At 70.7% G+C, this 25,341-nt stretch carries 24 protein-coding genes and 1 pseudogene; 14 read left to right on the top strand and 11 right to left on the bottom strand.

Annotation, left to right across the window (positions count from 1 at the left end; translation table 11 throughout):
* Positions 1-197 precede the first annotated feature (197 nt).
* Both whiG and ABT123_RS24725 read left to right on the top strand, forming a co-directional pair.
* Complete coding sequence (whiG, locus tag ABT123_RS24730) at positions 198-1,034, top strand: RNA polymerase sigma factor WhiG (RefSeq protein WP_351318377.1); 837 nt, start codon at positions 198-200, stop codon at positions 1,032-1,034.
* 70 nt (positions 1,035-1,104) lie between these two features.
* Entirely contained in the window at positions 1,105-1,644 is a 540-nt protein-coding gene (locus ABT123_RS24725) for a TetR/AcrR family transcriptional regulator (RefSeq protein ID WP_351318436.1), read from the top strand.
* A 141-nt stretch (positions 1,645-1,785) separates the two neighbouring features.
* Here ABT123_RS24725 and ABT123_RS24720 read toward each other — a convergent pair.
* Positions 1,786-2,133: pseudogene (locus tag ABT123_RS24720) on the bottom strand (peptidoglycan DD-metalloendopeptidase family protein); the annotation flags it as partial.
* A 253-nt stretch (positions 2,134-2,386) separates the two neighbouring features.
* On the opposite strand from ABT123_RS24720, the gene rpsB reads away from it, so the two are divergent.
* The 9 genes from rpsB (at position 2,387) to ABT123_RS24675 (ending at position 12,166) form a co-directional block, all read left to right on the top strand.
* Positions 2,387-3,268, top strand: coding sequence for a 30S ribosomal protein S2 (gene rpsB, locus ABT123_RS24715; protein ID WP_351318375.1), 882 nt, complete (start codon positions 2,387-2,389; stop codon positions 3,266-3,268).
* A gap of 133 nt (positions 3,269-3,401) precedes the next feature.
* Positions 3,402-4,238 (top strand): translation elongation factor Ts, encoded by an 837-nt coding sequence (gene tsf / locus ABT123_RS24710; RefSeq protein WP_351318373.1) that lies wholly within the window; start codon positions 3,402-3,404, stop codon positions 4,236-4,238.
* 163 nt (positions 4,239-4,401) lie between these two features.
* A complete protein-coding gene (gene pyrH, locus ABT123_RS24705) occupies positions 4,402-5,181 on the top strand; it encodes a UMP kinase (protein WP_351318371.1) in 780 nt (259 codons plus the stop codon).
* A 66-nt stretch (positions 5,182-5,247) separates the two neighbouring features.
* Positions 5,248-5,805, top strand: coding sequence for a ribosome recycling factor (gene frr / locus ABT123_RS24700; RefSeq protein ID WP_351318434.1), 558 nt, complete (start codon positions 5,248-5,250; stop codon positions 5,803-5,805).
* Positions 5,805-6,785 (top strand): phosphatidate cytidylyltransferase, encoded by a 981-nt coding sequence (locus tag ABT123_RS24695; protein ID WP_351318369.1) that lies wholly within the window; start codon positions 5,805-5,807, stop codon positions 6,783-6,785. The genes frr and ABT123_RS24695 overlap by 1 nt, the downstream gene beginning before the upstream one ends.
* A 213-nt stretch (positions 6,786-6,998) precedes the next feature.
* On the top strand, positions 6,999-8,114 hold the full coding sequence (gene rlmN / locus ABT123_RS24690) for a dual-specificity RNA methyltransferase RlmN (RefSeq protein WP_351318367.1): 1,116 nt from the start codon (positions 6,999-7,001) through the stop codon (positions 8,112-8,114).
* Between the two features lie 217 nt (positions 8,115-8,331).
* Entirely contained in the window at positions 8,332-9,432 is a 1,101-nt protein-coding gene (locus ABT123_RS24685; RefSeq protein ID WP_351318365.1) for a thiamine ABC transporter substrate-binding protein, read from the top strand.
* A 95-nt stretch (positions 9,433-9,527) separates the two neighbouring features.
* Positions 9,528-11,141, top strand: a complete 1,614-nt coding sequence (locus ABT123_RS24680; protein ID WP_351318432.1) for an ABC transporter permease — start codon at positions 9,528-9,530, stop codon at positions 11,139-11,141.
* A gap of 8 nt (positions 11,142-11,149) precedes the next feature.
* Positions 11,150-12,166 (top strand): ABC transporter ATP-binding protein, encoded by a 1,017-nt coding sequence (locus tag ABT123_RS24675; protein ID WP_351318430.1) that lies wholly within the window; start codon positions 11,150-11,152, stop codon positions 12,164-12,166.
* Between the two features lie 19 nt (positions 12,167-12,185).
* Here ABT123_RS24675 and ABT123_RS24670 read toward each other — a convergent pair whose 3' ends face one another.
* The 6 genes from ABT123_RS24670 to ABT123_RS24645 all read right to left on the bottom strand — a co-directional run bounded on the left by ABT123_RS24670 (position 12,186) and on the right by ABT123_RS24645 (position 18,148).
* A complete protein-coding gene (locus ABT123_RS24670) occupies positions 12,186-13,097 on the bottom strand; it encodes a DMT family protein (RefSeq protein ID WP_351318363.1) in 912 nt (303 codons plus the stop codon).
* 94 nt (positions 13,098-13,191) lie between these two features.
* Positions 13,192-14,283, bottom strand: a complete 1,092-nt coding sequence (locus ABT123_RS24665) for an LOG family protein (protein WP_351318361.1) — start codon at positions 14,281-14,283, stop codon at positions 13,192-13,194.
* A gap of 26 nt (positions 14,284-14,309) precedes the next feature.
* Complete coding sequence (locus ABT123_RS24660) at positions 14,310-15,380, bottom strand: hypothetical protein (protein ID WP_351318359.1); 1,071 nt, start codon at positions 15,378-15,380, stop codon at positions 14,310-14,312.
* Positions 15,362-16,108, bottom strand: coding sequence for an ABC transporter ATP-binding protein (locus ABT123_RS24655; protein ID WP_351318357.1), 747 nt, complete (start codon positions 16,106-16,108; stop codon positions 15,362-15,364). Before ABT123_RS24655 ends, ABT123_RS24660 begins: the two co-directional genes overlap by 19 nt.
* Before the next feature lie 172 nt (positions 16,109-16,280).
* Positions 16,281-17,660, bottom strand: coding sequence for an aspartate aminotransferase family protein (locus ABT123_RS24650; RefSeq protein WP_351318355.1), 1,380 nt, complete (start codon positions 17,658-17,660; stop codon positions 16,281-16,283).
* Positions 17,645-18,148, bottom strand: coding sequence for an Lrp/AsnC family transcriptional regulator (locus ABT123_RS24645; protein ID WP_351318353.1), 504 nt, complete (start codon positions 18,146-18,148; stop codon positions 17,645-17,647). Before ABT123_RS24645 ends, ABT123_RS24650 begins: the two co-directional genes overlap by 16 nt.
* Before the next feature lie 170 nt (positions 18,149-18,318).
* On the opposite strand from ABT123_RS24645, the gene ABT123_RS24640 reads away from it, so the two are divergent.
* The 3 genes from ABT123_RS24640 (at position 18,319) to ABT123_RS24630 (ending at position 21,594) form a co-directional block, all read left to right on the top strand.
* A complete protein-coding gene (locus ABT123_RS24640) occupies positions 18,319-19,758 on the top strand; it encodes a gamma-aminobutyraldehyde dehydrogenase (protein WP_351318351.1) in 1,440 nt (479 codons plus the stop codon).
* 96 nt (positions 19,759-19,854) lie between these two features.
* Complete coding sequence (locus tag ABT123_RS24635; RefSeq protein WP_351318349.1) at positions 19,855-21,033, top strand: ABC transporter substrate-binding protein; 1,179 nt, start codon at positions 19,855-19,857, stop codon at positions 21,031-21,033.
* Between the two features lie 69 nt (positions 21,034-21,102).
* Positions 21,103-21,594, top strand: a complete 492-nt coding sequence (locus ABT123_RS24630) for a hypothetical protein (RefSeq protein WP_351318347.1) — start codon at positions 21,103-21,105, stop codon at positions 21,592-21,594.
* Here the strand turns inward: ABT123_RS24630 and ABT123_RS24625 are convergent.
* The 4 genes from ABT123_RS24625 to ABT123_RS24610 all read right to left on the bottom strand — a co-directional run bounded on the left by ABT123_RS24625 (position 21,561) and on the right by ABT123_RS24610 (position 25,331).
* Positions 21,561-22,775, bottom strand: coding sequence for a serine hydrolase domain-containing protein (locus ABT123_RS24625; RefSeq protein WP_351318345.1), 1,215 nt, complete (start codon positions 22,773-22,775; stop codon positions 21,561-21,563). The two genes, ABT123_RS24630 and ABT123_RS24625, sit on opposite strands and share 34 nt — an antisense overlap.
* Before the next feature lie 146 nt (positions 22,776-22,921).
* Positions 22,922-23,602 (bottom strand): response regulator, encoded by a 681-nt coding sequence (locus ABT123_RS24620; RefSeq protein ID WP_351318343.1) that lies wholly within the window; start codon positions 23,600-23,602, stop codon positions 22,922-22,924.
* On the bottom strand, positions 23,599-24,636 hold the full coding sequence (locus ABT123_RS24615; RefSeq protein ID WP_351318341.1) for a sensor histidine kinase: 1,038 nt from the start codon (positions 24,634-24,636) through the stop codon (positions 23,599-23,601). Before ABT123_RS24615 ends, ABT123_RS24620 begins: the two co-directional genes overlap by 4 nt.
* Positions 24,633-25,331: a glycerophosphodiester phosphodiesterase gene (locus ABT123_RS24610; protein WP_502971033.1), complete on the bottom strand. Its 699-nt coding sequence runs from the start codon at positions 25,329-25,331 to the stop codon at positions 24,633-24,635. The genes ABT123_RS24615 and ABT123_RS24610 overlap by 4 nt, the downstream gene beginning before the upstream one ends.
* Positions 25,332-25,341 lie beyond the last annotated feature (10 nt).

The raw sequence follows: 25,341 nt of genomic DNA, 5'->3' as shown, positions 1-25,341 counted from the left end.
CGGTGAAAGAGTGAAGCCGATGAGAGACGCGGTCTTCCGGGTGGCAGCCGCCGGGACTGTGCGCGAGGCGCCGGTCCCGGGTCGCCCGCGCGGTGCAGGGAGCCTTTGCGCCCCCACGCGATCCCGTACTCTTCGCGCACCGCGACACTTCAGTCACGCTACGCTCACAAGGAATCCGGCCCCGACAAAGGCGAAGCATGCCCCAGCACACCTCAGGGTCTGACCGCGCCGCGGCACCCCCCGCTGCCCGCAGCAGCGTGCGGTCCACCGCGCCCTCGTCCCTGGACGCGCTGTGGCGCTCGTACAAGGACTCGGGGGACGAGAGACTGCGGGAGCAGCTGATCCTGCACTACTCGCCGCTGGTGAAGTACGTGGCCGGCCGGGTCAGCGTCGGTCTGCCGCCCAACGTCGAGCAGGCGGACTTCGTCTCCTCCGGGGTGTTCGGACTGATCGACGCCATCGAGAAGTTCGACATCGACCGGTCCATCAAGTTCGAGACCTACGCCATCACCCGGATCCGCGGCGCGATGATCGACGAACTGCGCGCCCTGGACTGGATCCCGCGGTCCGTGCGCCAGAAGGCCCGCGCCGTGGAGCGGGCCTACGCCACCCTGGAAGCCCAGCTGAGGCGTACCCCGACCGAGGCCGAGGTGGCCGCGGAGATGGGCGTCGGGGTGGAGGAACTCCACTCGGTCTTCAGCCAGTTGTGGCTGGCCAACGTGGTCGCCCTGGAAGACCTGCTGCACGTCGGCGGCGAGGGCGGCGACCGGCTCTCCCTGATGGACACCCTGGAGGACACCGCCGCCGACAATCCGGTGGAGGTGGCCGAGGACCGGGAACTGCGCCGGCTGCTGGCCCGGGCCATCAACACCCTGCCGGAACGCGAGAAGACCGTGGTCACCCTCTACTACTACGAGGGGCTCACGCTGGCCGAGATCGGCCATGTGCTGGGCGTCACCGAGAGCCGGGTCAGCCAGATCCACACCAAGTCGGTGCTGCAGCTGCGGGCCAAGCTGGCGGATGTCGGCCGCTGACCTTGCGCGACCTCCGTACAGTGGTGCTGTGCCCAGGATTCGAGCGGCCTCGGTGGCCGAGCACCGGACGATGCAGCGCGGCGCCCTGCTGGATGCCGCGCGATCCCTGCTGTCGGAGGGCGGGACGGAAGCGCTGACCTTCCCCGCCCTCGCCGAGCGGACCGGCCTCGCCCGGTCTTCGGTCTACGAATACTTCCGCTCCCGGGCGGCCGTGGTCGAAGAGCTCTGCGCCGTGGACTTCCCGGTGTGGGCGGCGGAGATCGAAGCCGCCATGCAGGCGGCCCCCACGCCCGAGGCCAAGATCGAGGCCTATGTGCGGCAGCAGCTGTCCCTGGTCGGGGACCGGCGGCACCGCGCGGTGGTGGCGATCTCCGCGAGCGAGCTGGACGCCGGCGCGCGGGAGAAGATCCGCGCGGCCCACGGCGGGTTGGTGGCGATGATCGTCGAGGCCCTGGGAGCCCTGGGCCACGCACAGCCCCGGCTCGCGGCGATGCTGCTGCAGGGCGTGGTCGACGCCGCCGTGCGCAGGATCGAGCTGGGCGCCGCCGAGAGCCCTGCCGAGGTCACCGAGGCCGCCGTCGCGATGGCCCTGCGGGGCGTCCGGGGCTGATCCCCCGGCCCCGGCACCGGCCTCTGACTCGGCCCCGGCGAACGGCAGCAGCCGCGGGGCCCAGCGGGGGAGCAGCCCCAGCGGGTTCAGATAGGTCTCACCGGCCAGCAGTCCCCAGTGCAGACAGGACGCGGGGCAGTGGCTGCCCGCGGTCAGCACGGCCACCGGCTGGCCGGCCCGCACTTCCTCGCCCACCGCGACCAGCGGCCGGACCGGCTCGTACGTGGTGCGCAGCCCACCCGGGAGGGTGAGGGAGAGCACCCCGCGGCCCGCCACCTGTCCGGCGTAATGCACCCGCCCCGGACCCACCGCCCGCACCCCGGCCCCCACCGGGGCCGCCAGGTCCACCCCGCGGTGCCCGGCCGCGTACGGCGTGGGCGGCGGATCCCACCAGCGCACCACGTCCAGCGGCGCGGGCAGCGGGCGCACGTACGACGGCGCGGGAGCCGGGAGCAGGGTCAGTAACAGGGCGAGCAGCAGTCCGGTCATGCACGCCAGGGTCCCGCGGGAACCGGCCGCCGTGTCCGGGCCTGTGGACAGCCGGGCCGCTGTGGACAGGGACGTCACCCGGCACGGCACCGGGTCCCGTACACTTCTTGTGGCGATCCGGGTCACCGGGTCGACTTCGCACGCCCCAGCACCGGCCGGAAACGGCACAGGTGACAGCGTCTCTCGGTCCCCTCCCGGGGGCAGGACGCGGCGGGGCGTCAGGATGCAACCGAGAATTCAAGGAGATACGGCCATGGCCGTCGTCACGATGCGGGAGCTGCTGGAAAGCGGCGTCCACTTCGGTCACCAGACCCGTCGCTGGAACCCGAAGATGAAGCGCTTCATCTTCACCGAGCGCAACGGCATCTACATCATCGACCTGCTCCAGTCGCTGTCGTACATCGACCGCGCCTACGAGTTCGTCAAGGAGACCGTCGCGCACGGCGGCTCCATCATGTTCGTCGGCACCAAGAAGCAGGCGCAGGAGGCGATCGCCGAGCAGGCGACCCGCGTCGGCATGCCCTACGTCAACCAGCGCTGGCTGGGCGGCATGCTCACCAACTTCTCCACCGTCTACAAGCGCCTTCAGCGTCTGAAGGAGCTTGAGGCGATCGACTTCGAGGATGTGGCCGCCTCTGGCCTCACCAAGAAGGAGCTCCTGGTCCTCTCCCGCGAGAAGGCCAAGCTGGAGAAGACCCTCGGTGGTATCCGCGAGATGTCGAAGGTTCCCAGCGCCGTCTGGATCGTCGACACCAAGAAGGAGCACATCGCCGTCGGTGAGGCGCGCAAGCTCCACATCCCGGTCGTCGCGATCCTCGACACCAACTGCGACCCCGACGAGGTCGACTACAAGATCCCGGGCAACGACGACGCGATCCGCTCCGTCACCCTGCTCACCCGCGTGATCGCCGACGCCGTCGCCGAGGGCCTCATCGCCCGCTCCGGCGCTGCGACCGGTGACTCGAAGCCGGGCGACAAGGCCGCCGCCGAGCCGCTCGCCGAGTGGGAGCGCGACCTGCTCGAGGGCGAGAAGAAGGCCGACGACGCCGAGGCTCCGGCCGAGGTTGCCGCTGAGGCCCCCGCCGCCGAGGCCGTCGAGGCCGAGGCTCCGGCCGCCGAGGCCGAGCAGGCCTGACCCACTGAGAGCGCCCTGAGTTCACTCCCAGGGCACTCACAGCACGGACGATGACGACGGGGGACGGTGCCAAAAGCACCGCCCCCCGCCGTTCACCCGTAGATCTACGACTTCGAGAGAGAATCACAGACTCATGGCGAACTACACCGCCGCTGACGTCAAGAAGCTCCGCGAGCTCACCGGCGTCGGCATGATGGACTGCAAGAAGGCGCTCGAGGAGGCCGACGGCGACGTCGAGAAGGCCCAGGAAGCGCTGCGCATCAAGGGTCAGAAGGGCGTCGCCAAGCGCGAGGGCCGTTCTGCCGAGAACGGTGCCGTCGTCTCCCTCATCGCCGACGACAACACCTCCGGTGTCCTGGTCGAGCTGAAGTGCGAGACGGACTTCGTCGCCAAGGGCCAGAAGTTCCAGGACGTCGCCGCCACGCTCGCCGAGCACGTCGCCAAGACCTCCCCGGCCGACCTCGAGGCGCTGCTCGCCTCCGAGATCGAGGCCGGCAAGACCGTGCAGGCGTTCGTCGACGAGGCCAACGCCCTCCTCGGCGAGAAGATCGTCCTGGACCGCTTCGCGCAGTACACCGACGGTTACGTCTCCGCGTACATGCACCGCACCATGCCCGACCTGCCCCCGCAGATCGGTGTTCTCGTCGAGTTCGACAAGGAGAACGCCGAGCTCGCCAAGGGCATCGCGCAGCACATCGCCGCCTTCGCGCCGAAGTACCTCACCCGTGAGGATGTCCCGGCCGAGGTCGTCGAGTCCGAGCGTCGCGTCGCCGAGGAGACCACCCGCGCCGAGGGCAAGCCCGAGGCCGCGCTCCCGAAGATCGTCGAGGGCCGCGTGAACGCGTTCTTCAAGGACGCCACCCTGCTGGGCCAGCCGTACGCGCTGGACCAGAAGAAGTCCGTCCAGCAGCTCCTGGACGAGGCCGGTGTCACCCTGAAGCGCTTCACCCGCATCAAGGTCGGCATCTGAGTCCGTCCGTACCGCGACGGACACCGGACCCCGGTAGGGTCTGAGGCAGTCGTCCGCGCTCGCGCAGGACGACCGCAGATCTGACGAGGAGGCCATTGCCGCAGAGGGAACCGCAAGGACCCAACGGCAATGGCCTTCTTCGTATGTGCACGAGGAGATCTCCATGAATCAGGGCGTGGACCCCCACACCGCTTCCGACGACAAGAGCGACCACGACAAGAAGGGCCGCCGCTTCATGCTGAAGCTGTCGGGCGAGGCCTTCTCCGGCGGCGGCGGGCTCGGTGTCGATCCCGACGTCGTCCACGCCATCGCGCGCGAGATCGCCGCGGTGGTCCGCGACGGCGCGGAGATCGCGATCGTCATCGGCGGCGGCAACTTCTTCCGCGGCGCCGAGCTGCAGCAGCGCGGCATGGACCGGGCCCGCTCCGACTACATGGGCATGCTCGGCACCGTTATGAACTGCCTCGCCCTCCAGGACTTCCTGGAGAAGGAAGGCATCGACTCCCGCGTCCAGACCGCCATCACCATGGGCCAGGTCGCGGAGCCGTACATCCCGCTGCGGGCCGTACGGCACCTGGAGAAGGGCCGCGTCGTGATCTTCGGCGCCGGCATGGGCATGCCCTACTTCTCCACCGACACCACCGCCGCTCAGCGTGCGCTGGAAATCGACGCCGAGGCCCTGCTCATGGGCAAGAACGGCGTGGACGGGGTCTACGACTCCGACCCGAAGACCAACCCGGACGCCGTCAAGTTCGACGCGCTCGAGTACGGCGAGGTGCTCTCCCGCGACCTCAAGGTCGCCGACGCCACCGCGATCACGCTGTGCCGTGACAACAAGCTGCCGATCCTCGTGTTCGAGCTCCTGACCGAGGGCAATATCGCCCGCGCCGTCAAGGGTGAGAAGATCGGGACGCTCGTGAGCGACCAGGGCACCCGGGCCTGAGCGCTCTGCCGGCCGGCAGCCGGCCGCCCGCCTGAACCATCCATATCTGACATGCAGGAGCACGTGGTGATCGAAGAAATCCTCCTCGAGGCCGAGGAGAAGATGGAGAAGGCCGTCGTGGTCGCCAAAGAGGACTTCGCCGCGATCCGCACCGGCCGTGCGCACCCGGCGATGTTCAACAAGATCGTGGCGGACTACTACGGTGCCATCACCCCCATCAACCAGCTCGCCTCGTTCTCGGTGCCCGAGCCGCGCATGGCCATCGTGACCCCGTTCGACAAGAGCGCGCTGCGCAACATCGAGCAGGCCATCCGCGACTCCGACCTGGGTGTCAACCCCAGCAACGACGGCAACATCATCCGGGTGACCTTCCCGGAGCTGACGCAGGACCGCCGCAAGGAATACATCAAGGTCGCGCGCACCAAGGCCGAGGACTCCAAGGTCTCCATCCGTTCCGTCCGCCGCAAGGCGAAGGACTCCCTCGACAAGCTCGTCAAGGACAAGGAGTCCGGCGAGGACGAGGTGCGCCGCGCGGAGAAGGAGCTCGACGACACCACCGCGAAGTACGTCGCACAGGTGGACGAGCTGCTCAAGCACAAGGAAGCCGAGCTCCTCGAGGTCTGATGAACGACTCTCCCTGGGAGGCGGAGCCGGTTCCGGCAGGTCCCGCATATGATCGGGGGGCCGTCCTTCCGGACGGCCCCCCGTTCCGCGCCGACATGCCGCCGCAGGAGCCCATGGCCACGCCACCCCCACAGGCCCCGCAGGAGCCCCCGCCGCCGCCCAAGAAGCGCGCCGGGCGCGACCTGCGTGCCGCCATAGGGGTCGGTGTCGGCCTCGGAGCGGTCATCTTCGCCTCGCTGCTGATCGTCAAGGCGGTCTTCGTCGGCGTCGTCGTCGTCGCCGTGGTCGTCGGCCTCTGGGAGCTGACCACCCGGCTGCAGGAACGCAAGGGCATCAAGGCACCGCTGGTCCCGCTCGCCGTCGGCGGCGCCGCCATGGTCATCGCCGGGTACGTCCGGGGCGCCGAGGGCGCCTGGATCGCCATGGCGCTGACCTCGCTGGCGGTGCTGGTGTGGCGGATGACAGAACCGCCCGAGGACTACCTCAAGGACGTCACGGCCGGCGTCTTCGCGGCGTTCTACGTGCCCTTCCTGGCCACCTTCGTCGCCATGCTCCTCGCAGCCGACGACGGCGCGCAGCGGGTGATCACCTTCCTGGTACTCACCGTGGTCAGCGACACCGGGGCCTACGCGGTCGGCTGGCGCTTCGGCAAGCACAAGCTCGCCCCGCGGATCAGCCCCGGCAAGACCCGCGAGGGCCTGTTCGGCGCGATCGCCTTCGCCATGGTGGCGGGCGCGCTGTGCATGCAGTTCCTGATCGACGGCGGAAGCTGGTGGCAGGGCCTGGTCCTGGGCCTGCTGGTCGCGGTCAGCGCCACCCTGGGCGACCTGGGCGAGTCGATGATCAAGCGGGACCTGGGCATCAAGGACATGGGCACGCTCCTGCCCGGCCATGGCGGCATCATGGACCGGCTGGACTCGCTCCTGCCGACCGCCCCGGTGGTCTGGCTGCTGCTCGCGGTCTTCGTCGGCACCGGCTGAGCCGCACGGCACCGGCTGATCCGGCGCGCGCGGCACGGCCGCGCGGCGGACGCGTATCCTGAAAGGCGCGCCACTTTCGAGTGGCGCGCCTTTTCCGTTCCGAACCTTCGGGGACGGACCCCCGTGAGGTCTCCTGGCTCCGGTCGAGCCACCAGTCCGCTCCGCCCCCGGCGGAGACGCGCCCAGGCCTCGTCGTACTGAGGAGAACATCTCATGGCCCCCCGTCCCGTTCCCGGTGAGCTCACCTTCGTCGCACCCCGCGGGGCGAAGAAGCCCCCGCGGCACCTGGCCGACCTCACCCCCGCCGAGCGGCGCGAGGCGGTCGCCGCGATCGGGGAGAAGCCGTTCCGCGCCAAGCAGCTCTCCCAGCACTACTTCGCCCGGTACGCGCACGACCCGGCGGAGTGGACCGACATCCCGGCCGCGTCCCGCGAGAAGCTCCGCGAGGAGCTGCTCCCCGACCTGATGTCCGTGATCCGGCACATCTCCTGCGACGACGACACCACCCGCAAGACCCTGTGGAAGCTCCACGACGGCACCCTGGTGGAGTCCGTCCTGATGCGCTACCCGGACCGGGTCACCATGTGCATCTCCTCGCAGGCCGGCTGCGGCATGAACTGCCCGTTCTGTGCCACCGGCCAGGCCGGCCTGGACCGCAACCTGTCCACCGCGGAGATCGTCCACCAGATCGTCGACGGCATGCGCGCCCTGCGCGACGGCGAGGTTCCCGGCGGCCCGGCCCGCCTCTCCAACATCGTCTTCATGGGCATGGGCGAGCCGCTCGCCAACTACAAGCGGGTGGTCGGCGCCATCCGCCGGCTCACCGACCCCGAGCCCGACGGCCTCGGCCTCTCCCAGCGCGGCATCACCGTCTCCACCGTCGGCCTGGTCCCGGCCATGCTCCGGTTCGCCGACGAGGGCTTCAAGTGCCGTCTCGCCGTCTCGCTGCACGCGCCCGACGACGAGCTGCGCGACACCCTGGTGCCGGTGAACACCCGCTGGAAGGTCCGCGAGGTGCTGGACGCGGCCTGGGAGTACGCCGAGAAGTCCGGCCGCCGCATCTCCATCGAGTACGCCCTGATCCGCGACATCAACGACCAGGCCTGGCGTGGCGACCTGCTGGGCCGGCTGCTCAAGGGCAAGCGCGTACACGTCAACCTGATTCCGCTGAACCCGACCCCGGGCTCCAAGTGGACCGCCTCCCGCCCCGAGGACGAGCGCGCCTTTGTCCAGGCCATCGCCAACCACGGGGTGCCGGTGACCGTTCGTGACACCCGTGGCCAGGAGATCGACGGTGCCTGCGGCCAGCTCGCCGCGAGCGAGCGGTAGGCTGCCCCCGTACATCTGCATATTCCGACAGGGGAGCGCCACAGCGCTGAGAGTGCGGTCCGTCAACCGCAGACCCTCAGAACCTCGCCCAGGTCATTCTGGGTAGGAAGTTCGGTCACCACCTCAAGCTGTTGCGCCCTGCCCCGGGCCTCCCGCTCCTTGCGAGCGCCCGGGGCAGGGCCGCGTCTTCTCCTGGTCACTCCAGGAGGAATGTTCCGTGAGCACCACCAAGAAGATCGCGGGCACCGCGCTCGCCGTCGCGCTCGGCGTCGGCACGCTGGCCGCCTGTGGCAACGGCGACACCAAGGACAAGGGCGCCGCCGCGAGCGGTGAGCCGAAGTCGAAGACCGTCACCCTCGTCGGCCACGACTCCTTCAACGCCTCCGACGCGATCCTGAAGGAGTTCGAGAAGCAGACCGGCTACACGGTCAAGGTGGTCAAGAGCGGGGACGCGGGTGCCGCCCTCAACCAGGAGATCCTCACCAAGGGCAAGCCCCGCGGCGACGTCTTCTTCGGCGTCGACAACACCCTGCTGTCCCGCGCCCTCGACAACGGGATCTTCACCCCGTACGAGGCCAAGGGCCTGGCCGGGGTCGGTGCGGCCTACCAGCTCGACAAGGAGCACCGGGTCACCCCGATCGACACCGCCGACATCTGCATCAACTACGACAAGAAATACTTCGCGGACAAGAAGCTCGCCCCGCCGCAGACGCTGGACGACCTGATCAAGCCCGAGTACAAGAACCTCCTGGTCGCGGAGAACGCCGCGACCTCCTCCCCGGGCCTCGGCTTCCTGCTCGCCACCGTCGGCAAGTACGGCGAGCAGGGCTGGGAGGACTACTGGAGCAAGCTCAAGGCCAACGGGGTAGAGGTCGTTGACGGCTGGGAGCAGGCCTACAACGAGCGGTTCTCCGGCTCCGCGGGCGGCAAGAAGGCCAAGGGGGACCGGCCGCTGGTCGTCTCCTACGCCTCCAGCCCGCCGGTCGAGGTGCTGTACGCCGAGCCGCAGCCGGCCGAGGCCCCGACGGGCGTCGCCACCGGCACCTGCTTCCGCCAGGTCGAGTTCGCGGGCCTGCTCAAGGGCGCCAAGAACGAAGCGGGCGGCAAGGCCCTGCTGGACTTCCTGATCACCAAGGGGTTCCAGGAGGACATGCCGCTGAACATGTTCGTGAACCCGGTGGTCAAGGACGCGAAGCTGCCGGAGATCTTCACCAAGCACGGCGTGGTCATCGAGAAGCCGGAGACGGTCGCTCCGGACACGATCGCCAAGAACCGTGAGCAGTGGGTCAAGTCGTGGACCTCGCTCGTCGTGAAGTAGACAGCGAGAAGCGCGAGAACCGCGTGAGCCGCGAGGGCCGCGTGAGTCACCGGCAGCAGCTCCGGCGCAACGGCACGGCCGTCAGGCTCGCCCTGATGGCCGTGCCCCTCGCGTTCTTCGCGCTGTTCTTCGGCTGGCCCGTCGCCTCCATCGTGGGCCGCGGGCTCAAGACCGACAGCGGCTGGCAGTTCGGGCAGATCGCCGAGGTGCTCAGCCGGCCCGACATCGCGGGCGTGCTCTGGTTCACCACCTGGCAGGCCTGTGCCTCCACCGCGCTCACCCTGCTGCTCGCGCTCCCCGCCGCGTACGTGTTCGCGCGCTTCGAGTTCCCCGGGAAGCAGCTGCTGCGCGCGGTGGTCACCGTGCCCTTTGTGCTGCCCACCGTGGTCGTCGGCACCGCCTTCCTGGCCCTGGTCGGGCGGGGCGGGCTGACCGACGAGCTGTGGGGGGTGCGGCTGGACACCACCGTCTGGGCGATCCTGCTGGCGCACGTCTTCTTCAACTACGCCGTGGTCGTCCGCACCGTCGGCGGGCTGTGGGCCCAGCTGGACCCGCGCCAGGAGGAGGCCGCCCGGGTGCTCGGGGCCGGCCGGTTCGCGGCCTGGCGGCGGGTGACCCTGCCCGCGCTCGCCCCGGCCGTGGGGGCCGCCGCGCTGATGGTGTTCCTGTTCACCTTCAGCTCCTTCGGCGTCGTACAGATCCTCGGCGGGCCGTCGTACGCCACCCTGGAGGTGGAGGTCTACCGGCAGACCGCGCAGCTGCTGGACCTCTCGACGGCGGCCGTGCTGACCCTGGTGCAGTTCGCCGCGATCGGCATGATCCTCGGCATCCACGCCTGGACCGTACGCCGCCGGGAGACCGCGCTGCGGCTGGTCGACCCCTCCGGTACGGCGCACCGGCCGCGCGGGCTCGCCCAGCGGGCGCTGCTCGGCGGGGTGCTGCTGACGATCGCGCTGCTGATCGTGCTGCCGCTGGGGGTCCTGGTGGAACGCTCCTTCGATGTGCCCGGCGGATACGGCCTCGGCTTCTACCGGGCCCTGCAGGACGCCGGCGCCACCGGGACCTTCCTGGTGCCCCCGCTGGACGCGATCTGGAACTCCCTCCAGTACGCGCTGGCCGCCACCGCCATCGCGCTGCTGATCGGCGGACTCGCCGCCGCCGCGCTCACCCGGCGGGCCGGGCCGTTCCTACGGGGCTTCGACGCGCTGCTGATGCTGCCGCTGGGCGTGTCCGCGGTCACCGTCGGCTTCGGCTTCCTGATCACCCTGGACGAGCCGCCGCTGGACCTGCGGACCTCGTGGATCCTGGTGCCGCTGGCCCAGGCCCTGGTCGGCGTCCCCTTCGTCGTACGGACCATGCTGCCGGTGCTGCGGGCGGTGGACGCGCGGCTGCGGGAGGCCGCGGCGGTGCTCGGCGCCTCGCCCTGGCGGGCCTGGCGGGAGGTGGACCTGCCGCTGGTGCGGCGGGCCCTGCTGATCGCCGCCGGGTTCGCCTTCGCCGTCTCGCTCGGCGAATTCGGGGCGACCGTCTTCATCGCCCGGCCCGACAACCCGACCCTGCCGGTGGCCGTGGCCCGGCTGCTCGGACGGGCGGGCGAGCTCAACTACGGCCAGGCGATGGCGCTGAGCACCATCCTGATGCTGGTGTGCGCGGCGTCCCTGCTCCTGCTGGAGCGGCTGCGGTCCGACAAGACCTCCGGAGAATTCTGATGCGCGGAATGCTGGAACTCGACGATGTTTCGGTCCGCTTCGGCGAGCGCGCCGTGGTCGACGCCGTGCACCTCGAGGTGGCCGAGCACGAGATCGTGTGTGTGCTCGGGCCGAGCGGCAGCGGCAAGTCCACCCTGCTGCGGGTGGTGGCCGGGCTGCAGCCGGTCTCCGCGGGCCGGGTCCGGCTCGCCGGGGCCGACCAGTTGGGGGTCCCGGTGCACCGGCGCGGGGTGGGCCTGATGTTCCAGGACCACCAGCTCTTCCCGCACCGGGACGTGGGCGGGAACGTCGCGTTCGGCCTGCGCATGCAGGGCACCGCGCGCAGCGCCCGCGAGGCCAGGGTCACCGAACTCCTGGACCTGGTCGGCCTGCCGGGCGCGGAACGGCGGGCGGTGGCCTCGCTGTCCGGAGGCGAACAGCAGCGGGTCGCGCTGGCCCGGGCGCTGGCGCCATCGCCCCGGCTGCTGATGCTGGACGAGCCGCTGGGCCAGCTGGACCGGGGGCTGCGGGAGCGGCTGGTGGTCGAACTGCGCTCGCTGTTCTCCCGGCTGGGCACCACCGTGCTGGCCGTCACCCACGACCAGGGCGAGGCCTTCGCCCTGGCCGACCGGGTGGTGGTGATGCGGGACGGCCGGATCGCGCAGGCCGGTTCCCCGCTGGAGGTCTGGCAGCGGCCTGCCTCCGAGTTCGTGGCCCGGTTCCTGGGCTTCGAGAACGTGGTCCCGGCCCGGGTGTCGGACGGGTCGGCGGACACTCCGTGGGGCCGGATCCCGGTGCCGGCCGGTGCGGCGGAGGGGGAGTGCCGGCTGCTGGTGCGGCCGGCGGGCGTGCGGCTGGGGGCGGTGGGGCTGCGCTGCACGGTGGAGTCCCGGACGTTCCGGGGCACCCATGTGGCGGTGACGCTGCGGCCGGAGTCCGGGCCGGAGCTGGAGGCGGAGTGCGAGCTGGCGGAGGCGCCGGAGGTGGGCGCGGCCGTCTCGGTGACCTTCGCCCCCTCGGACCTGGTCTTCCTCCCCGCGCCCTAGCCTCCGCTCCGATCGGCGGCTAGCCCACCGGGACCCGGGCCGGTTCGGGAGCCGGGGCCGGGTCCGGGGCGGGGTCGTGCTTGCCGAACCAGGCGACGGCCACCGCGCCCGTCACCGCCAGGGTGAAGCCCAGGACGGCCAGCCAGGCGAAGCCGGGCCGGGAGGCGTCGCCCAGCCAGAGGACGCCGATCGCGCCCGGGAGGACCGTCTCGCCGACCACCAGCGCGGCCGTCGCCCCGTTCACCGAGCCGATCTGCAGGGCCACCGTGTGCAGGTACATGCCGCCGGAGCCGGCGATCAGGATCGCGTACAGGGCCGGGTCGGCCAGCAGCGCGCCCAGGTCGAAGGGGTCGACCCCGTCGAGGATGCGGACGCCCACGCCCAGCGCACCGAAGCCCAGCCCGGAGAGCAGACCGGCGAGGATCGCGGCCCGCGCGCCGAGGAAGCGGACGGCGACCGTCCCGCCCACAATGATCAGCACGGTGACGGCCAGCAGCCACCAGTGGGTGGACCGCGGGCTGTGCCCGCTGCCCTCGTGGCCCGCGGCGGTGGCCAGCAGCACCAGCGCGGTGCAGACCACCCCGATGGAGGTCCACTCCTTGCGGGTCAGCCGGATCCCCAGCATCTTCACGCTCAGCACCGCCGTGATCACCAGGTTCGCGCTGATCACCGTCTGGGACAGGAACAGCGGCAGCAGCCGGGCCGCCAGCGCGCCCAGTCCGAAGCCCACGAAGTCCAGGATGGTCCCGACAATGAACTCCCAGGTCATCGCCGCCTTCGCGGTGGACGACAGGTTCGGTCCGCCGTGCGCGGTCACCCCCGCATCGGCCGGGTTCTCGCGGGCGGCCCGGCGGGAGCCCACGGCTTGCAGCACGGACCCCGTGCCGTAGCAGATGGACGCCGCAATGGCGGTGAGCAGGCCTATGAGCACTGAGCGCTCCGTTCACGTCTGGCAGGTTCTGCGGTAGCTAAACCACGTACCACTGCCAGACGTGCGAAAGGCCCCCGAAGTTGCCTGAGGCGGGTCAACTCATTGCGGCGAGCGCATCCGGCACCTCGGTCACCGACTCCACCAGCGCGATCCGCGACTCCATCGCACGGCCCGCGGCGAGCGCCTGCAGCAACGGCCAGGCGGGCAGCCGCTCGGTCCAGTGCGCCCGGTTGACCAGGACCATCGGGGTCGGCTCGCCGCGCGAGGAGTAGTAGTTGGGCGTGGCGTTGTCGAAGATCTCCTGCACCGTGCCGGCCGCGCCCGGCAGGAACACCACCCCCGCGTTCGAACGGGCCAGCAGCCCGTCCTCCCGGGTGGCGTTCGCGAAGTACTTGGCGATGTGGCCGGCGAACGCGTTCGGCGGCTCGTGCCCGTAGAACCAGGTGGGGATGCCCACCGAGTCCCCGCCGGCCGGCCAGCGCTCCCGTACCGCGAAGGCCGCCTGCGCCCACTCCGACACGGACGGTACGAACGAGGGAGCCTTGGCCAGTAGTTCCAGTGCCCCGGTGAGGGCTCCGTCCGGAGCCGGGGCGAGGTAGGCCCCGAGGTTCGCGGCCTCCATGGCGCCCGGCCCGCCGCCGGTGGCCACCGTCAGCCCGGTCCGGGCCAGGGCCCGGCCGAGCTCGGCCGCCCCCCGGTAGTCGGCGGCGCCGCGGGCCATGGCGTGGCCGCCCATCACGCCCACCACCCGGGCGCCCGCAAGGCGCTCGTCGAGGGCGTCGGAGATGGCGTCGTCGTGGATGGCCCGCAGCATCGACGCGAAGACGTCCCCGTCGGCCTTGGTCTCCTGGAACCAGGAGTACGCGCGGGCGTCCGCGGTGGACTCGTAGCCCGAGCGGAGCCCGGTGAACAGCTCCTCCGGGGTGTAGAGCAGCCCGCGGTACGGGTCGAAGGGCAGGTCCGGCACCGGCGGGAAGACCAGTGCCCCGTCCGCCCGGACCTTCGCCGCCGCGTCCGGCTCCATCGGGCAGCCCAGGAACACCGCCGAGGAGGTGTCGGCGGACAGCAGTGCGAAGGTACGTTCCAGCAGGTTGACCGACTGGATCCGGTACCCGCTCAGGGAGCCGCGGGCGACCACCTGGTCGAACTCGGTGAGCGTCTCGATCTCGATGTCTGCATGTGCCACCCGGCCCACCCTACGGTGAACCCCGTTCAGCGGGTCAGCGCGGCAGCCGTCAGCTGCGCCACACCCCAGCTGAGCGGCACACACACGGCCAGCAGGGTGGTGGCCCGCAGGGTCGCGGCGGTGCGCAGCACCCGGCCCGGGGTGCCGAGGCCGCGCAGGGTCTGCCGGGTCTCCGCCCGGGCCTGCCGGGCCTCGACGGCCGTGGTCAGCAGGGTGGCCGCGACGCAGGCGACCACCAGGGCGACGGCCGGGCCGGTGAGCGGGCCGAGCGAGACCGGGAGGCCGCCGCGGTCGCGCAGGGCCAGCACGGTGAACCCGCCGACGGCCACCGCACAGAGCAGGCCGAGCGGGCCGCCGACCCGGCAGGCCTCCTCCTGGAGCCCGCGGCCGGCGAGCAGCCGCAGGGCACCGGGGCGGGCCGACTGGACCAGTGCCCCGCAGGCGTAGGTGAGCGCGGGCCCGGCCAGGGCCAGTCCGAGGGCGGTCAGCGACCAGCCGGCGAGCACGCCCGCCGTGCCCCGGCCGGCGTACGCCTCGACGGCGAGACCGCAGGCGGTCAGCGCGACCCCCCAGGGCAGGCTCGCGTGCACAGGACGCGGTGCGCGCGGTCGCGCCAGTGCGACGGCGGCCGAACCGGTCAGCGGCACCACGGCCAGCAGGGTGAGCGAGGCCGCCACCGGCAGCGGCAGCTCCGCGTGCAACAGCCCGGCCCCGGCCCCGTCGAAGGGCAGCCCGGTGACATCGCCGCGCAGATGGAGGAAGACGGCGAGGGCGAGGACACTGCCCAGGGTGCAGGCCACGGCGGTGGAGACCGCCGCGACCAGAGTGAGCCGTACGGGTCCCAGCCCGGCCGCGGACAGCCCCTCCAGGGGCCGGGTCGCCGGGTCGGTCCGGGCCACCGCGACGGCGAGCCGCACGGTGACGGCGAGCGGCACCAGGGCCCACAGCAGCCGGGGGAACGATCCGGCAGGGTGTGCGGTGGCCTCCGCGAGGACGGCCAGCAGCAGGAAGCCGGTGCCGGCCGAGGCGGCGGCGACCAGCAGTCTGCGCAGCTGGACCAGCGGGCGGGAGCCGCGGGCTAGGCGGAGAGCGAGCACTCGGCGCGGCCCTCCGGGGTGTCGGAGCCGGGCGGGCCGGCGGCTGTGGTGGTTCCGGCGGTGCGGCCGTCGAGGAGTTCGAGGCTGCGGTCGGCGGCGGCCACGGTCTCCGGGTCCTGGGTGGCGATCAGCACGGTGATGGAGTGGGACCGGGCGGCGGTGGTCAGGGTGCGGAGCAGCCGGGCGCGTTCGGCCCGGTGCAGCGGTGCGGTCGGCTCGTCCGCGAAGATCACCTGGGGTTCGTGGACCAGGGCCCGGGCCAGGGCCGTGCGCTGGGACTCGGCCCGGGTCAGGGCCCGGGGCCGCTTGCGGGCGAAGGCGCCGATGTCGAGCCGGTCCAGCCATTCGAGGGCGGTGCGCTTGGCGGTGCGGTGCGGGGTGCCGGAGATCAGCAGCGGCAGGGCGGCGTTCTCCCACACGGTCAGCTCGGGCAGCAGCAGGGGTTCCGGCCCGATCCAGCCGAACCGGTCCCGGCGCAGCCGCTCCCGGGCCAGCGGGCCCATGGTGTGCACGGGCACGCTGTTGAACCACACCTCGCCCTGGTCGGGCACCAACTGCCCGGACAGGCAGCGGAGCAGGGTGGTCTTTCCGCTGCCCCGCGGGCCGGTGACGGCGAGGATCTCGCCCTCGCGGACACCGGCGGAAACACCGATGAGGCCCGGCGAGCCGCTGTGGGAGTAGTGCAGGGAACGTGCCCAGAGCACATCATTGTCCGGTGGAGCCACCATGGCGTACACCTCCGTCCGGGGGAACGAAGCGGAGCCCGTTCGGTCACTCGCGCCGTACAGAGATGTAAAGAGATGAACGTCTTGACTGCCGACAGCACACGGCCCGGACCCCCTCGTTCTCACTCGAACGGAGGATCCGGGCCGTGTGCGGGCGCCGGGAGCGGCGTGCTGACTAGAGCTTGGTCCACGCCTCGGTGAGCACCGAGCGCAGGATGCCTTCGATCTCGTCGAAGGTGCCCTGGTCGGCGATCAGCGGCGGGGCCAGCTGGATGACCGGGTCGCCACGGTCGTCGGCCCGGCAGTACAGGCCGTTCTCGAAGAGCGCCTTGGAGAGGAAGCCGTAGAGCACGCGCTCGGTCTCCTCGTCCGTGAAGGACTCCTTGGTGACCTTGTCCTTGACGAGCTCGATGCCGTAGAAGAAGCCGTTGCCGCGGACGTCGCCGACGATCGGCAGGTCGTGCAGCTTCTTCAGCGTGTTGAAGAAGTTGCCCTCCTGGTCCAGCACGTGCTGGTTCAGGCCTTCCTTGTCGAAGATGTCGAGGTTGGCGATCGCGACCGCCGAGGACACCGGGTGGCCACCGAAGGTGTAGCCGTGCAGGAAGGTGTTGTCGCCCTTGTAGAACGGCTCGGCGATGCGGTCCGAGACGATGCAGGCACCGATCGGGGAGTAGCCCGAGGTCATGCCCTTGGCGCAGGTGATCATGTCGGGCACGTAGCCGAACTTGTCACAGGCGAACATCGTGCCGAGGCGGCCGAAGGCGCAGATCGTCTCGTCCGAGACGAGCAGCACGTCGTACTGGTCGCAGATCTCGCGGACCCGCTGGAAGTACCCGGGCGGCGGCGGGAAGCAGCCGCCGGCGTTCTGCACCGGCTCCAGGAAGACGGCCGCGACGGTGTCGGGGCCCTCGAAGAGGATCTGCTGCTCGATCTGGTCGGCGGCCCAGCGGCCGAAGGCCTCCGGGTCGTCACCGTGGATCGGGGCGCGGTAGATGTTGGTGTTCGGCACCTTGTGGGCACCGGGGACCAGCGGCTCGAAGGGGGCCTTCAGGGCCGGCAGGCCGGTGATGGACAGGGCGCCCTGCGGGGTGCCGTGGTAGGCGACCGCACGCGAGATGACCTTGTACTTGGTGTGCTTGCCCTGCAGCTTGAAGTACTGCTTGGCGAGCTTCCAGGCGGTCTCGACGGCCTCGCCGCCACCGGTGGTGAAGAAGACCTTGTTCAGGTCGCCGGGGGCGTAGTCCGCCAGGCGCTCCGCGAGCTCCACAGCCTTGGGGTGCGCGTACGACCAGACGGGGAAGAACGCGAGTTCCTGGGCCTGCTTGTAGGCGACCTCGGCGAGCTCCTTGCGGCCGTGGCCGGCGTTGACCACGAACAGTCCGGCGAGACCGTCCAGGTAGCGCTTGCCCTTGTCGTCGTAGATGTAGGTGCCCTCGCCCCGCACGATGGTGGGGACGGGGGAGTTCTCGTACGAGGACATGCGGGTGAAGTGCATCCACAGGTGGTCGTACGCGGTCTTGGACAGGTCCTGGGTCACGGTTATCGGGTTCCCCACATGTAGGTCTGCTTCTTCAGCTTCAGATAAACGAAGCTTTCGGTAGATCGCACGCCGGGGAGCGTGCGGATCTTCTTGTTGATCGTTTCCAGCAGGTGGTCGTCGTCCTCGCAGACGATCTCCACCATCAGGTCGAACGAGCCGGCGGTCATCACCACGTACTCGCACTCGGCCATGGCGGTCAGCGCGTCGGCAACCGGGTCGAGGTCGCCCTCGACATTGATGCCGACCATCGCCTGGCGCCGCAGCCCCACGGTGAGCGGGTCGGTGACGGCGACGATCTGCATGACGCCCTGGTCGAGCAGCTTCTGTACGCGCTGGCGTACGGCTGCCTCGGAGAGGCCCACGGCCTTGCCGATCGCTGCGTAGGGACGGCGACCGTCCTCCTGCAGTTGCTCGATGATCGCCAGGGACACAGCATCGACCGAAGGGGACGGTTGTCTGTTCCTGGAATCTGCGCTTCGACTGACCACGGCCTCACTGTGCACGAGGAGTCGTCTGTTCCGCAACCGGTAATCGATGAAATCCGTTGTCTTGAGTCCCGAACTTCACTGATTTCGTAGTTGGCCCCGCCTGGCTCTGTCGAAAGCGTCACCAAAGAGGCTAGGCTGGGGTAGTTGTCTCAATCATTGGACATGTGATCAGGAGTGTGGGTGTAGTGACCACCGAACTGCGTCGTCTGCGCAACTACATCGGCGGAGAGTTCAAGGACGCCGCCGACGGGCGGACCACCGAGGTGGTCAACCCCGCCACCGGCGAGGTGTACGCGACCGCCCCGCTGTCCGGCCAGGCCGATGTCGACGCCGCCATGGCCGCCGCTGCCGCGGCCTTCCCGGGCTGGCGCGACACCACCCCCGCCGAGCGCCAGAAGGCCCTGCTGAAGATCGCGGACGCCTTCGAGGCCCGCGCCGAGGAGCTCGTCGCCGCCGAGTCCGAGAACACGGGCAAGCCGCTGGGCCTCACGGCCAGCGAGGAACTGCCGCCCATGGTCGACCAGATCCGCTTCTTCGCGGGCGCGGCGCGCATGCTCGAAGGCCGCTCGGCCGGCGAGTACATGGACGGGATGACCTCGATCATCCGCCGCGAGCCGGTCGGCGTCTGCGCCCAGGTCGCGCCGTGGAACTACCCGATGATGATGGCCGTGTGGAAGTTCGCCCCGGCCATCGCCGCGGGCAACACCGTGGTGCTCAAGCCCTCGGACACCACCCCGGCCTCCACCGTGCTGATGGCCGAGATCATCGACTCGGTCCTGCCCAAGGGCGTCTTCAACGTCATCTGCGGCGACCGCGAGACCGGCAAGGCGATGGTCGAGCACTCCGTACCGGCGATGGCCTCCATCACCGGCTCGGTGCGGGCCGGCATGCAGGTCGCCGAGAGCGCCTCCAAGGACGTCAAGCGCGTCCACCTGGAGCTCGGCGGCAAGGCCCCCGTGGTGGTCTTCGAGGACGCCGACGTGGCCAAGGCCGTCGAGGACATCGCGGTGGCCGGCTACTTCAACGCCGGCCAGGACTGCACCGCCGCCACGCGCGTGCTGGTGCACGAGTCCATCCACGACGAGTTCGTGGCGGCGCTGGCCAAGGCCGCGGCCGACACCAAGACCGGCCAGCCGGACGACGAGGACGTGCTGTACGGCCCGCTGAACAACCCGAACCAGCTCAAGCAGGTCGCGGGCTTCATCGAGCGGCTCCCCGCCCACGCCAAGGTCGAGGCGGGCGGCCACCAGGTCGGCGAGAAGGGCTACTTCTACGCCCCCACCGTGGTCTCCGGCCTCAAGCAGGACGACGAGATCATCCAGAACGAGGTCTTCGGCCCGGTCATCACCGTGCAGTCCTTCACGGACGAGGCCCAGGCCCTGAGTTACGCGAACGACGTCGAGTACGCCCTCGCCTCCTCGGTGTGGACCAAGGACCACGGCCGCGCGATGCGGATGTCCAAGAACCTCGACTTCGGCTGCGTGTGGATCAACACCCACATCCCGCTGGTCGCCGAGATGCCGCACGGCGGCTACAAGAAGTCCGGCTACGGCAAGGACCTCTCCGCCTACGGCTTCGAGGACTACACGCGCATCAAGCACGTCATGACCTCGCTCGACGGCTGATCGATCATCGCCTCGGTCATCACCGGGTGCTGACGGGGCGGGCAGTAGACAGAATGTCTATTGCCCGCCCCTTTGCGTTCACGGAAGTCTTGCCCCATGCCTGAACTCGCCTTCTCCCGCCGCACCGTGCTGGGCGGCCTCGGTGCCGCGGGCCTGTCGGCAGCCCTCACCGGCTGTGGCGTCCCCGCCGCGTACATCCCGGAAGACCGGCGCGGCGGCCCGGACCGCTCCGGTGCGGACAAGAGCGTGGCCTTCGCCAACTGGCCGCTCTACATCGACACCGACGAAGAGGACGAGACGAAGCGGCCGACCCTGGCCGCCTTCTCCGAGCGGACCGGGATCTCCGTCCGCTACTCGGAGGAGATCAACGACAACGACGAGTTCTTCGGCAAGGTCAGCCCGGCCCTGATGAACCGCCAGGAGACCGGCCACGACCTGGTGGTGGTCAGCGACTGGATGGCGGCCCGCTTCGTCCACCTGGGCTGGGCCCAGAAGATGGACCGCTCCGCCCAGGCCAATGTGACCGGGCACCTGGACCCGCAGCTGCGCTCGCCCGCCTTCGACGAGGGCCGGCTGCACACCGTCCCCTGGCAGTCCGGGATCACCGGCATCGCCTACAACCGCAAGGCGCTCGGCCGCGAGATCAAGTCCACCAAGGACCTGTGGCACCCGGACCTGGCCGGCAAGGTCACGCTGTTCTCCGGACTGGACGAGTCCTTCGCCCTGCTGATGCAGGGCAACGGGGTGGACGTCACGCGGTGGACCGAGTCGGACTTCCACCGGATGTGCGACCAGGTGGAGGCGCTGGTGAAGAAGAAGCACATCCGGCGCTTCACCGGCAACGACTACACCTCCGACCTCAGCAAGGGCGATGTGCTCGCCTGTCAGGCGTACTCGGGCGATGCCATCCAGCTCCAGGCGGACAACCCCGACATCGAGTTCGTCGTCCCGGAGGAGGGGGCCGAGCTCTGGGCGGAGAGCCTGCTCATCCCCAACCTGGCCCGGCACAAGGCCAATGCGGAAGCGCTGATCGACCACTACTACGACCCGGAGGTCGCGGCCGAGCTCGCCGCCTCGGTCAACTACGTGTGCCCGGTCCCGGCCGCCCGCGAGGTCCTGGCCGGCTCCGACGACGAGGAGACCGCCGGACTGGCCGAGAACCCGCTGATCTTCCCCGACGGGGACATGCGCAAGCGGCTCGCGGTGGCCCGCGACATCTCGGCGGCCGAACGCCGGCCCTTCGCCAAGCGCTGGAACGGGATCGTCGGCCTCTGAGCCTCTGAATATTGAACGCGTTCGAGAACAGACTTGAACGCGTTCAGAAGATCGGCGTAGGGTGCTGCCATGAGCGAGAGCAGCGCCCTACTCCGGCGTATCCGTGCCTGGCTGGTCCTCTTCCTGGTCTGCCTGGTCCTCAGCGGAATCACCGCGTTCCCCCTGGTCACCGAGCTCCACCTGCTCAACTCCCTGGTGGACAACGACTGGGTCCGGCGGGTGACCGAGGGACTCGACCGGGCCGATGCCGACTACCCGTTCCTGCTCTACGGCACCGACTGGCTGGCCTTCGCGCACCTGGTCATCGCGGTCTTCTTCTACGGGGTGTACCGGGACCCGGTCCGCAACATCTGGATCGTCGAAGCCGGCATGATCGCCTGCGCCGGGGTGATCCCCCTGGCTCTGATCTGCGGGCCGATCCGAGGCATCCCCTTCTGGTGGAGCGTCATCGACATGTCCTTCGGGGTGTTCGGGGTGGTTCCGCTGCTGGTGCTGCGCCGCATGATCAAGCGCCTGGAGGCGCTCCCTCAGCGCGCGAACGCGGCCTTGGCTATCCCATAGGTGACCGGGTTGGGCTGCTCGGACTTGGCGTTCTTCGAGGTGACCGAGTAGACGACGATCCGCGAACCGTCCCGGACCCCGCCGATCCCCGTGCTGTAGCCCGGCCGGCCGCCCGTCTTCCCCCACAGCACCGGCCCGCCCTCGAACGCCATCCGCTCCAGGCCCGCCGTCCGCTGCGCGTCCTTCCCGCTGACGAAGTCCTTCACCAAGGGCACGGTGAACATCTCCTCCAACTGGGGGCGGGGCACCACCCTCCCGGCGAACAGCGCCCGCGTGAACCGCTCCAGATCCGCCGTGGTCGATATCAGGTCGCCCGCCGCCCAGCGGTCGGACTGGTTCCACACCGTCACATCCCGCAGCTCGACCGAACCGTCCGGTCGCGGCACCGCCTCGTACCCCCGGTGGTGCGGGCCCGGGATCCGGACCTGGCCCCGGCCCGGCAACGAGGTGTGCCGCAGCCCCAGCGGCTCGAATATGCGCCGCGCGACCGCCGTCTCGTACGCCGTCCCCGTCAGCCTCTCGATCAGCACACCCAACACGGTGTAGTTGATGTTCGTGTAGTGCTGGGCTGAGCCTGGCTCGAACTCCCGCTCCTTACCGACCGCGTCGGCTATCTGCGCCCGCGGATCGACCACATCGAACCGGTGCTCCCACTGGCTCGCGAAGGCATCGCCCGGCCCGTCGGCGGACGGCAGCCCGCTCGTGTAGTTCAGCAGCTGACGGACCGTTACCTTCTCGTACGCCGCCGGGATCGTCTCCGGCAGGTAGTGCCGCACCGGCCGGTCCAGCTCCACCCGGCCCTCGGCCGCCAACTGCAGCACCACCGCAGCCGTGAACGTCTTGGTCACCGAGCCCACCCGGAACCGGGCCTGCTCCACCGCCCTCCGCTCCGTCCGCACCTCGGCGACACCCGAACTGCCCCGCCAGCTGCCCGCCGAACCGCTCACCCGGACCAGCGCGGACGTGGCGTACGGGTGGTCCGCACCCAGCCCGGCGATCGCCTCCCGGAGCTTCGCTGCGTTCGGCGGGGTGGTGACGACCGGCCGAGGGACCGGCCCCCGGTCCACCGCCGTCCGGTCCGCCGCCGGCCGGTCCGGTGCCGCCTCGGCGGCAACCGCCGGCCCGGCCGCGATACCCAGCACCAGCGCGGCGGCGATCAGCGCGCGCGTACGAGCGTTCATGATCTGTGCTCCCCCTGTGAAGTCCCCGGGCCCGACTGCCCGATGACCTCAATGCTCCAGGTCACAGCCCCGTTGCGGATCACCACCAAGAGCCATCTTCACCGGTACGACAACTCACCGGAGCGAGCGAGGCAACACGCCGCACCTCACTCTCCGGAGGGAGTCCCGGCCGCGATCAGCCCCGTCTCGTACGCGCAGATCACGGCCTGGATCCTGTCCCGCAGCCCCAGCTTGGCCAGCAGGTTCCCCACATGCGTCTTCACGGTGTGCTCGCTCACCGTCAGCGCCGCCGCGATCTCCGCGTTCGACAGCCCCCGCGCGATGTGCAGCAGCGTCTCCCGCTCCCGCCCGGTCAGTACGGCCAGCCGCTCCGTGTCCCGCACCCCCACCGCGCCCGGCCGCGCCGTCACCGCCGTGTACTCCTCGATCACCCGCCGGGCCACCAACGGTGCCAGCAGCGAATCCCCGGCCGCCACCACCCGCACCGCGTGCACCAGATCGTCCCGCCGCACGTCCTTCAGCAGGAATCCGCTGGCCCCCGCGTGCAGCGCCTCGTACACGTACTCGTCTGCGTCGAAGGTGGTCAGCATGACCGTCCGGCAGGCACTCTCCGCCGCGATCGTCCGGCAGGCCTCGATCCCGTCGAGCACCGGCATCCGGATGTCCAGCAGAGCCACGTCCGGAGCCAGCGACCGCACTGCCGCCACCGCGGCGGCCCCGTCACCCACCTCGGCCACCACCTCGATGTCCTCCTGCACGTCCAGGATCATCGCGAAGCCGCTGCGCACCAGCTCCTGGTCGTCGGCCACCACCACACGGATCGTCAACCCGCCACCCCCTGCGCGGAGTCCAGCCGCACCGCCACCCGCCCCGCAGCCGCGTGCTTGACCACGTTGGTGACCGCTTCCTGCACCACCCGGTACACCGTCGCCTCCACCGGCCCCGGCAGCGCGCGCACCAGGCCCGACCGCTCGTACGCCACCTCCAGCCCGCCCTGCCGCACCCGGTCCAGCAGGGCGGGCAGCCCGTCCACCGCAGGCTGCGGAGTGCGGGGCGCAGCGTCCTCGGTGCGCAGCACGCCCAGCATGGCCCTCAGCTGGGCCATCGCCTCCCGCCCGGTCCCGGCGATCGCCTCGAACGCGGCCTCCGCCCGCTCCGGAGCCCGCCGCACCGCCACCGGCCCGGCCTCCGCCTGTACGACCATGATGCTGACGGCATGCGACAGGATGTCGTGCATCTCCCGGGCGATCCGCGCCCGCTCCCGTGCCGCCGCCTGCTCGGCCTCGATCCGGTTGGCCCGCTCCAGCTGGGCCGCCCGGTCCTCGATGGCCGTCAGATAGGCCTGCCGGGTGTGCTGGAGCCGGCCCAGCGTGTAGGCGGCGGCGAAGACGAAGAGCGAGAACAACAGCTCCATCGCCGTACGGGTGTTGAGGGCCACCGACACCAGGATCACCGCGGCGGTGACGCCACCGAAGGCCAGCCGGACCCGCCCCGGGCAGCTCAGGGCGACCGTGTAGAAGGCCACCAGCCCGGCGTACGGCAGTGGCTGCCCGGGTCCGTCGACGGTGAAGCGGTAGACCCCGCCGGCCGCGATCACCCCGACGGCGACCAGCACCGGCGCCCGCCGCCGCCACACCAGCGGCAGCGAGGAGAGCGAGGTCAGACCGTATGCCAGCCAGGTGGCCTTCGACTGGTCCGGCTCCCGGGGGACCACGAACGGAATGGTCACCGCCACCTGGACGAGCAGCGCCAGCAGGACGTCGGCCGCCCACGGGTCCGCCCCGCGCAGACGCCCGGCGAGCGACCGAACCCGCCCCCGGACGGCCGCCCGTACGGCCTTCGATATGCCCGTCCCGGTCACCGGCCGTACGCGGACCGGACCGCTGCCAGCGCGGCCACCCGGTTGGTGGTGATCGAGTCCACCCCGGCCTCGATCAGCTTCCGCATGGTCCACCGGGTGTCCGCCGTCCAGGCCGACACCAGCAGCCCGTCCCGGTGCAGTGCCTCCGTCAGCCCCCGGCTGACCAGCCCGAAGCGGTAGTTCAGCCAGCGCGGTGCCACCGCGTCGATCAGCACCCGGCGCGGCGGTTTCAGCGTGGTCCAGGTCAGCGCGATCTCCGCGCCCGGATCGGCGGCCCGTACCGCCAGCATGGTCCGGGAGCCCGCGCAATAGTACGTACGCTCCCGGGCCCCGCACTCGCGCACCTGGCCCACGACCGTGCGCACCGTCTCCTCCGTCGCCCCCGGCAGGTCGATCATGACCCGGCCGGCCCCGGTGACGGCCAGGGCCTCGCGCAGGGTCGGCACCCGGCCGTCCGTGAGCTCGCGCAGCTGCGCCGCGGTCATCGAGCCCAGCAGCACGTCCGCACGCCACAGCCGCTTCAGCGACTCGTCGTGCAGCAGGACCGGCACCCCGTCGCGGGTGGCCCGTACGTCGATCTCGACCGCGTCCGCTCCGCGCGCGAACGCGGAGCGGAGCGAATCGAGGGTGTTCTCGCGGATTCGGTAGGGATCACCGCGGTGGCCGACAGCAGTCAGGGTGCGCATGATCCCCATTCTCCTCAGC

It is taken from the genome of Streptomyces sp. NPDC002054 (genome assembly GCF_040296685.1).
Classification (GTDB): Bacteria; Actinomycetota; Actinomycetes; order Streptomycetales; family Streptomycetaceae; genus Streptomyces.
Note: the sequence above shows the minus strand (reverse complement) of the source record. Positions and strands in the feature narration are given on the sequence as shown.

Bases quoted from the DNA above. Each gene is read 5' to 3' on its own strand.
- ABT123_RS24635 (WP_351318349.1), top strand. From the start codon at position 19,855: ATGCCTGAACTCGCCTTCTCCCGCCGCACCGTGCTGGGCGGCCTCGGT.
- rlmN (WP_351318367.1), top strand. From the start codon at position 6,999: ATGGCCCCCCGTCCCGTTCCCGGTGAGCTCACCTTCGTCGCACCCCGC.
- whiG (WP_351318377.1), top strand. From the start codon at position 198: ATGCCCCAGCACACCTCAGGGTCTGACCGCGCCGCGGCACCCCCCGCT.
- ABT123_RS24610 (WP_502971033.1), bottom strand. From the start codon at position 25,331: ATGGGGATCATGCGCACCCTGACTGCTGTCGGCCACCGCGGTGATCCC.
- ABT123_RS24625 (WP_351318345.1), bottom strand. From the start codon at position 22,775: ATGAACGCTCGTACGCGCGCGCTGATCGCCGCCGCGCTGGTGCTGGGT.
- ABT123_RS24675 (WP_351318430.1), top strand. From the start codon at position 11,150: ATGCTGGAACTCGACGATGTTTCGGTCCGCTTCGGCGAGCGCGCCGTG.
- tsf (WP_351318373.1), top strand. From the start codon at position 3,402: ATGGCGAACTACACCGCCGCTGACGTCAAGAAGCTCCGCGAGCTCACC.
- ABT123_RS24725 (WP_351318436.1), top strand. From the start codon at position 1,105: ATGCAGCGCGGCGCCCTGCTGGATGCCGCGCGATCCCTGCTGTCGGAG.
- ABT123_RS24680 (WP_351318432.1), top strand. From the start codon at position 9,528: ATGGCCGTGCCCCTCGCGTTCTTCGCGCTGTTCTTCGGCTGGCCCGTC.
- pyrH (WP_351318371.1), top strand. From the start codon at position 4,402: ATGAATCAGGGCGTGGACCCCCACACCGCTTCCGACGACAAGAGCGAC.
- ABT123_RS24630 (WP_351318347.1), top strand. From the start codon at position 21,103: ATGAGCGAGAGCAGCGCCCTACTCCGGCGTATCCGTGCCTGGCTGGTC.
- ABT123_RS24655 (WP_351318357.1), bottom strand. From the start codon at position 16,108: ATGGTGGCTCCACCGGACAATGATGTGCTCTGGGCACGTTCCCTGCAC.
- ABT123_RS24695 (WP_351318369.1), top strand. From the start codon at position 5,805: ATGAACGACTCTCCCTGGGAGGCGGAGCCGGTTCCGGCAGGTCCCGCA.
- rpsB (WP_351318375.1), top strand. From the start codon at position 2,387: ATGGCCGTCGTCACGATGCGGGAGCTGCTGGAAAGCGGCGTCCACTTC.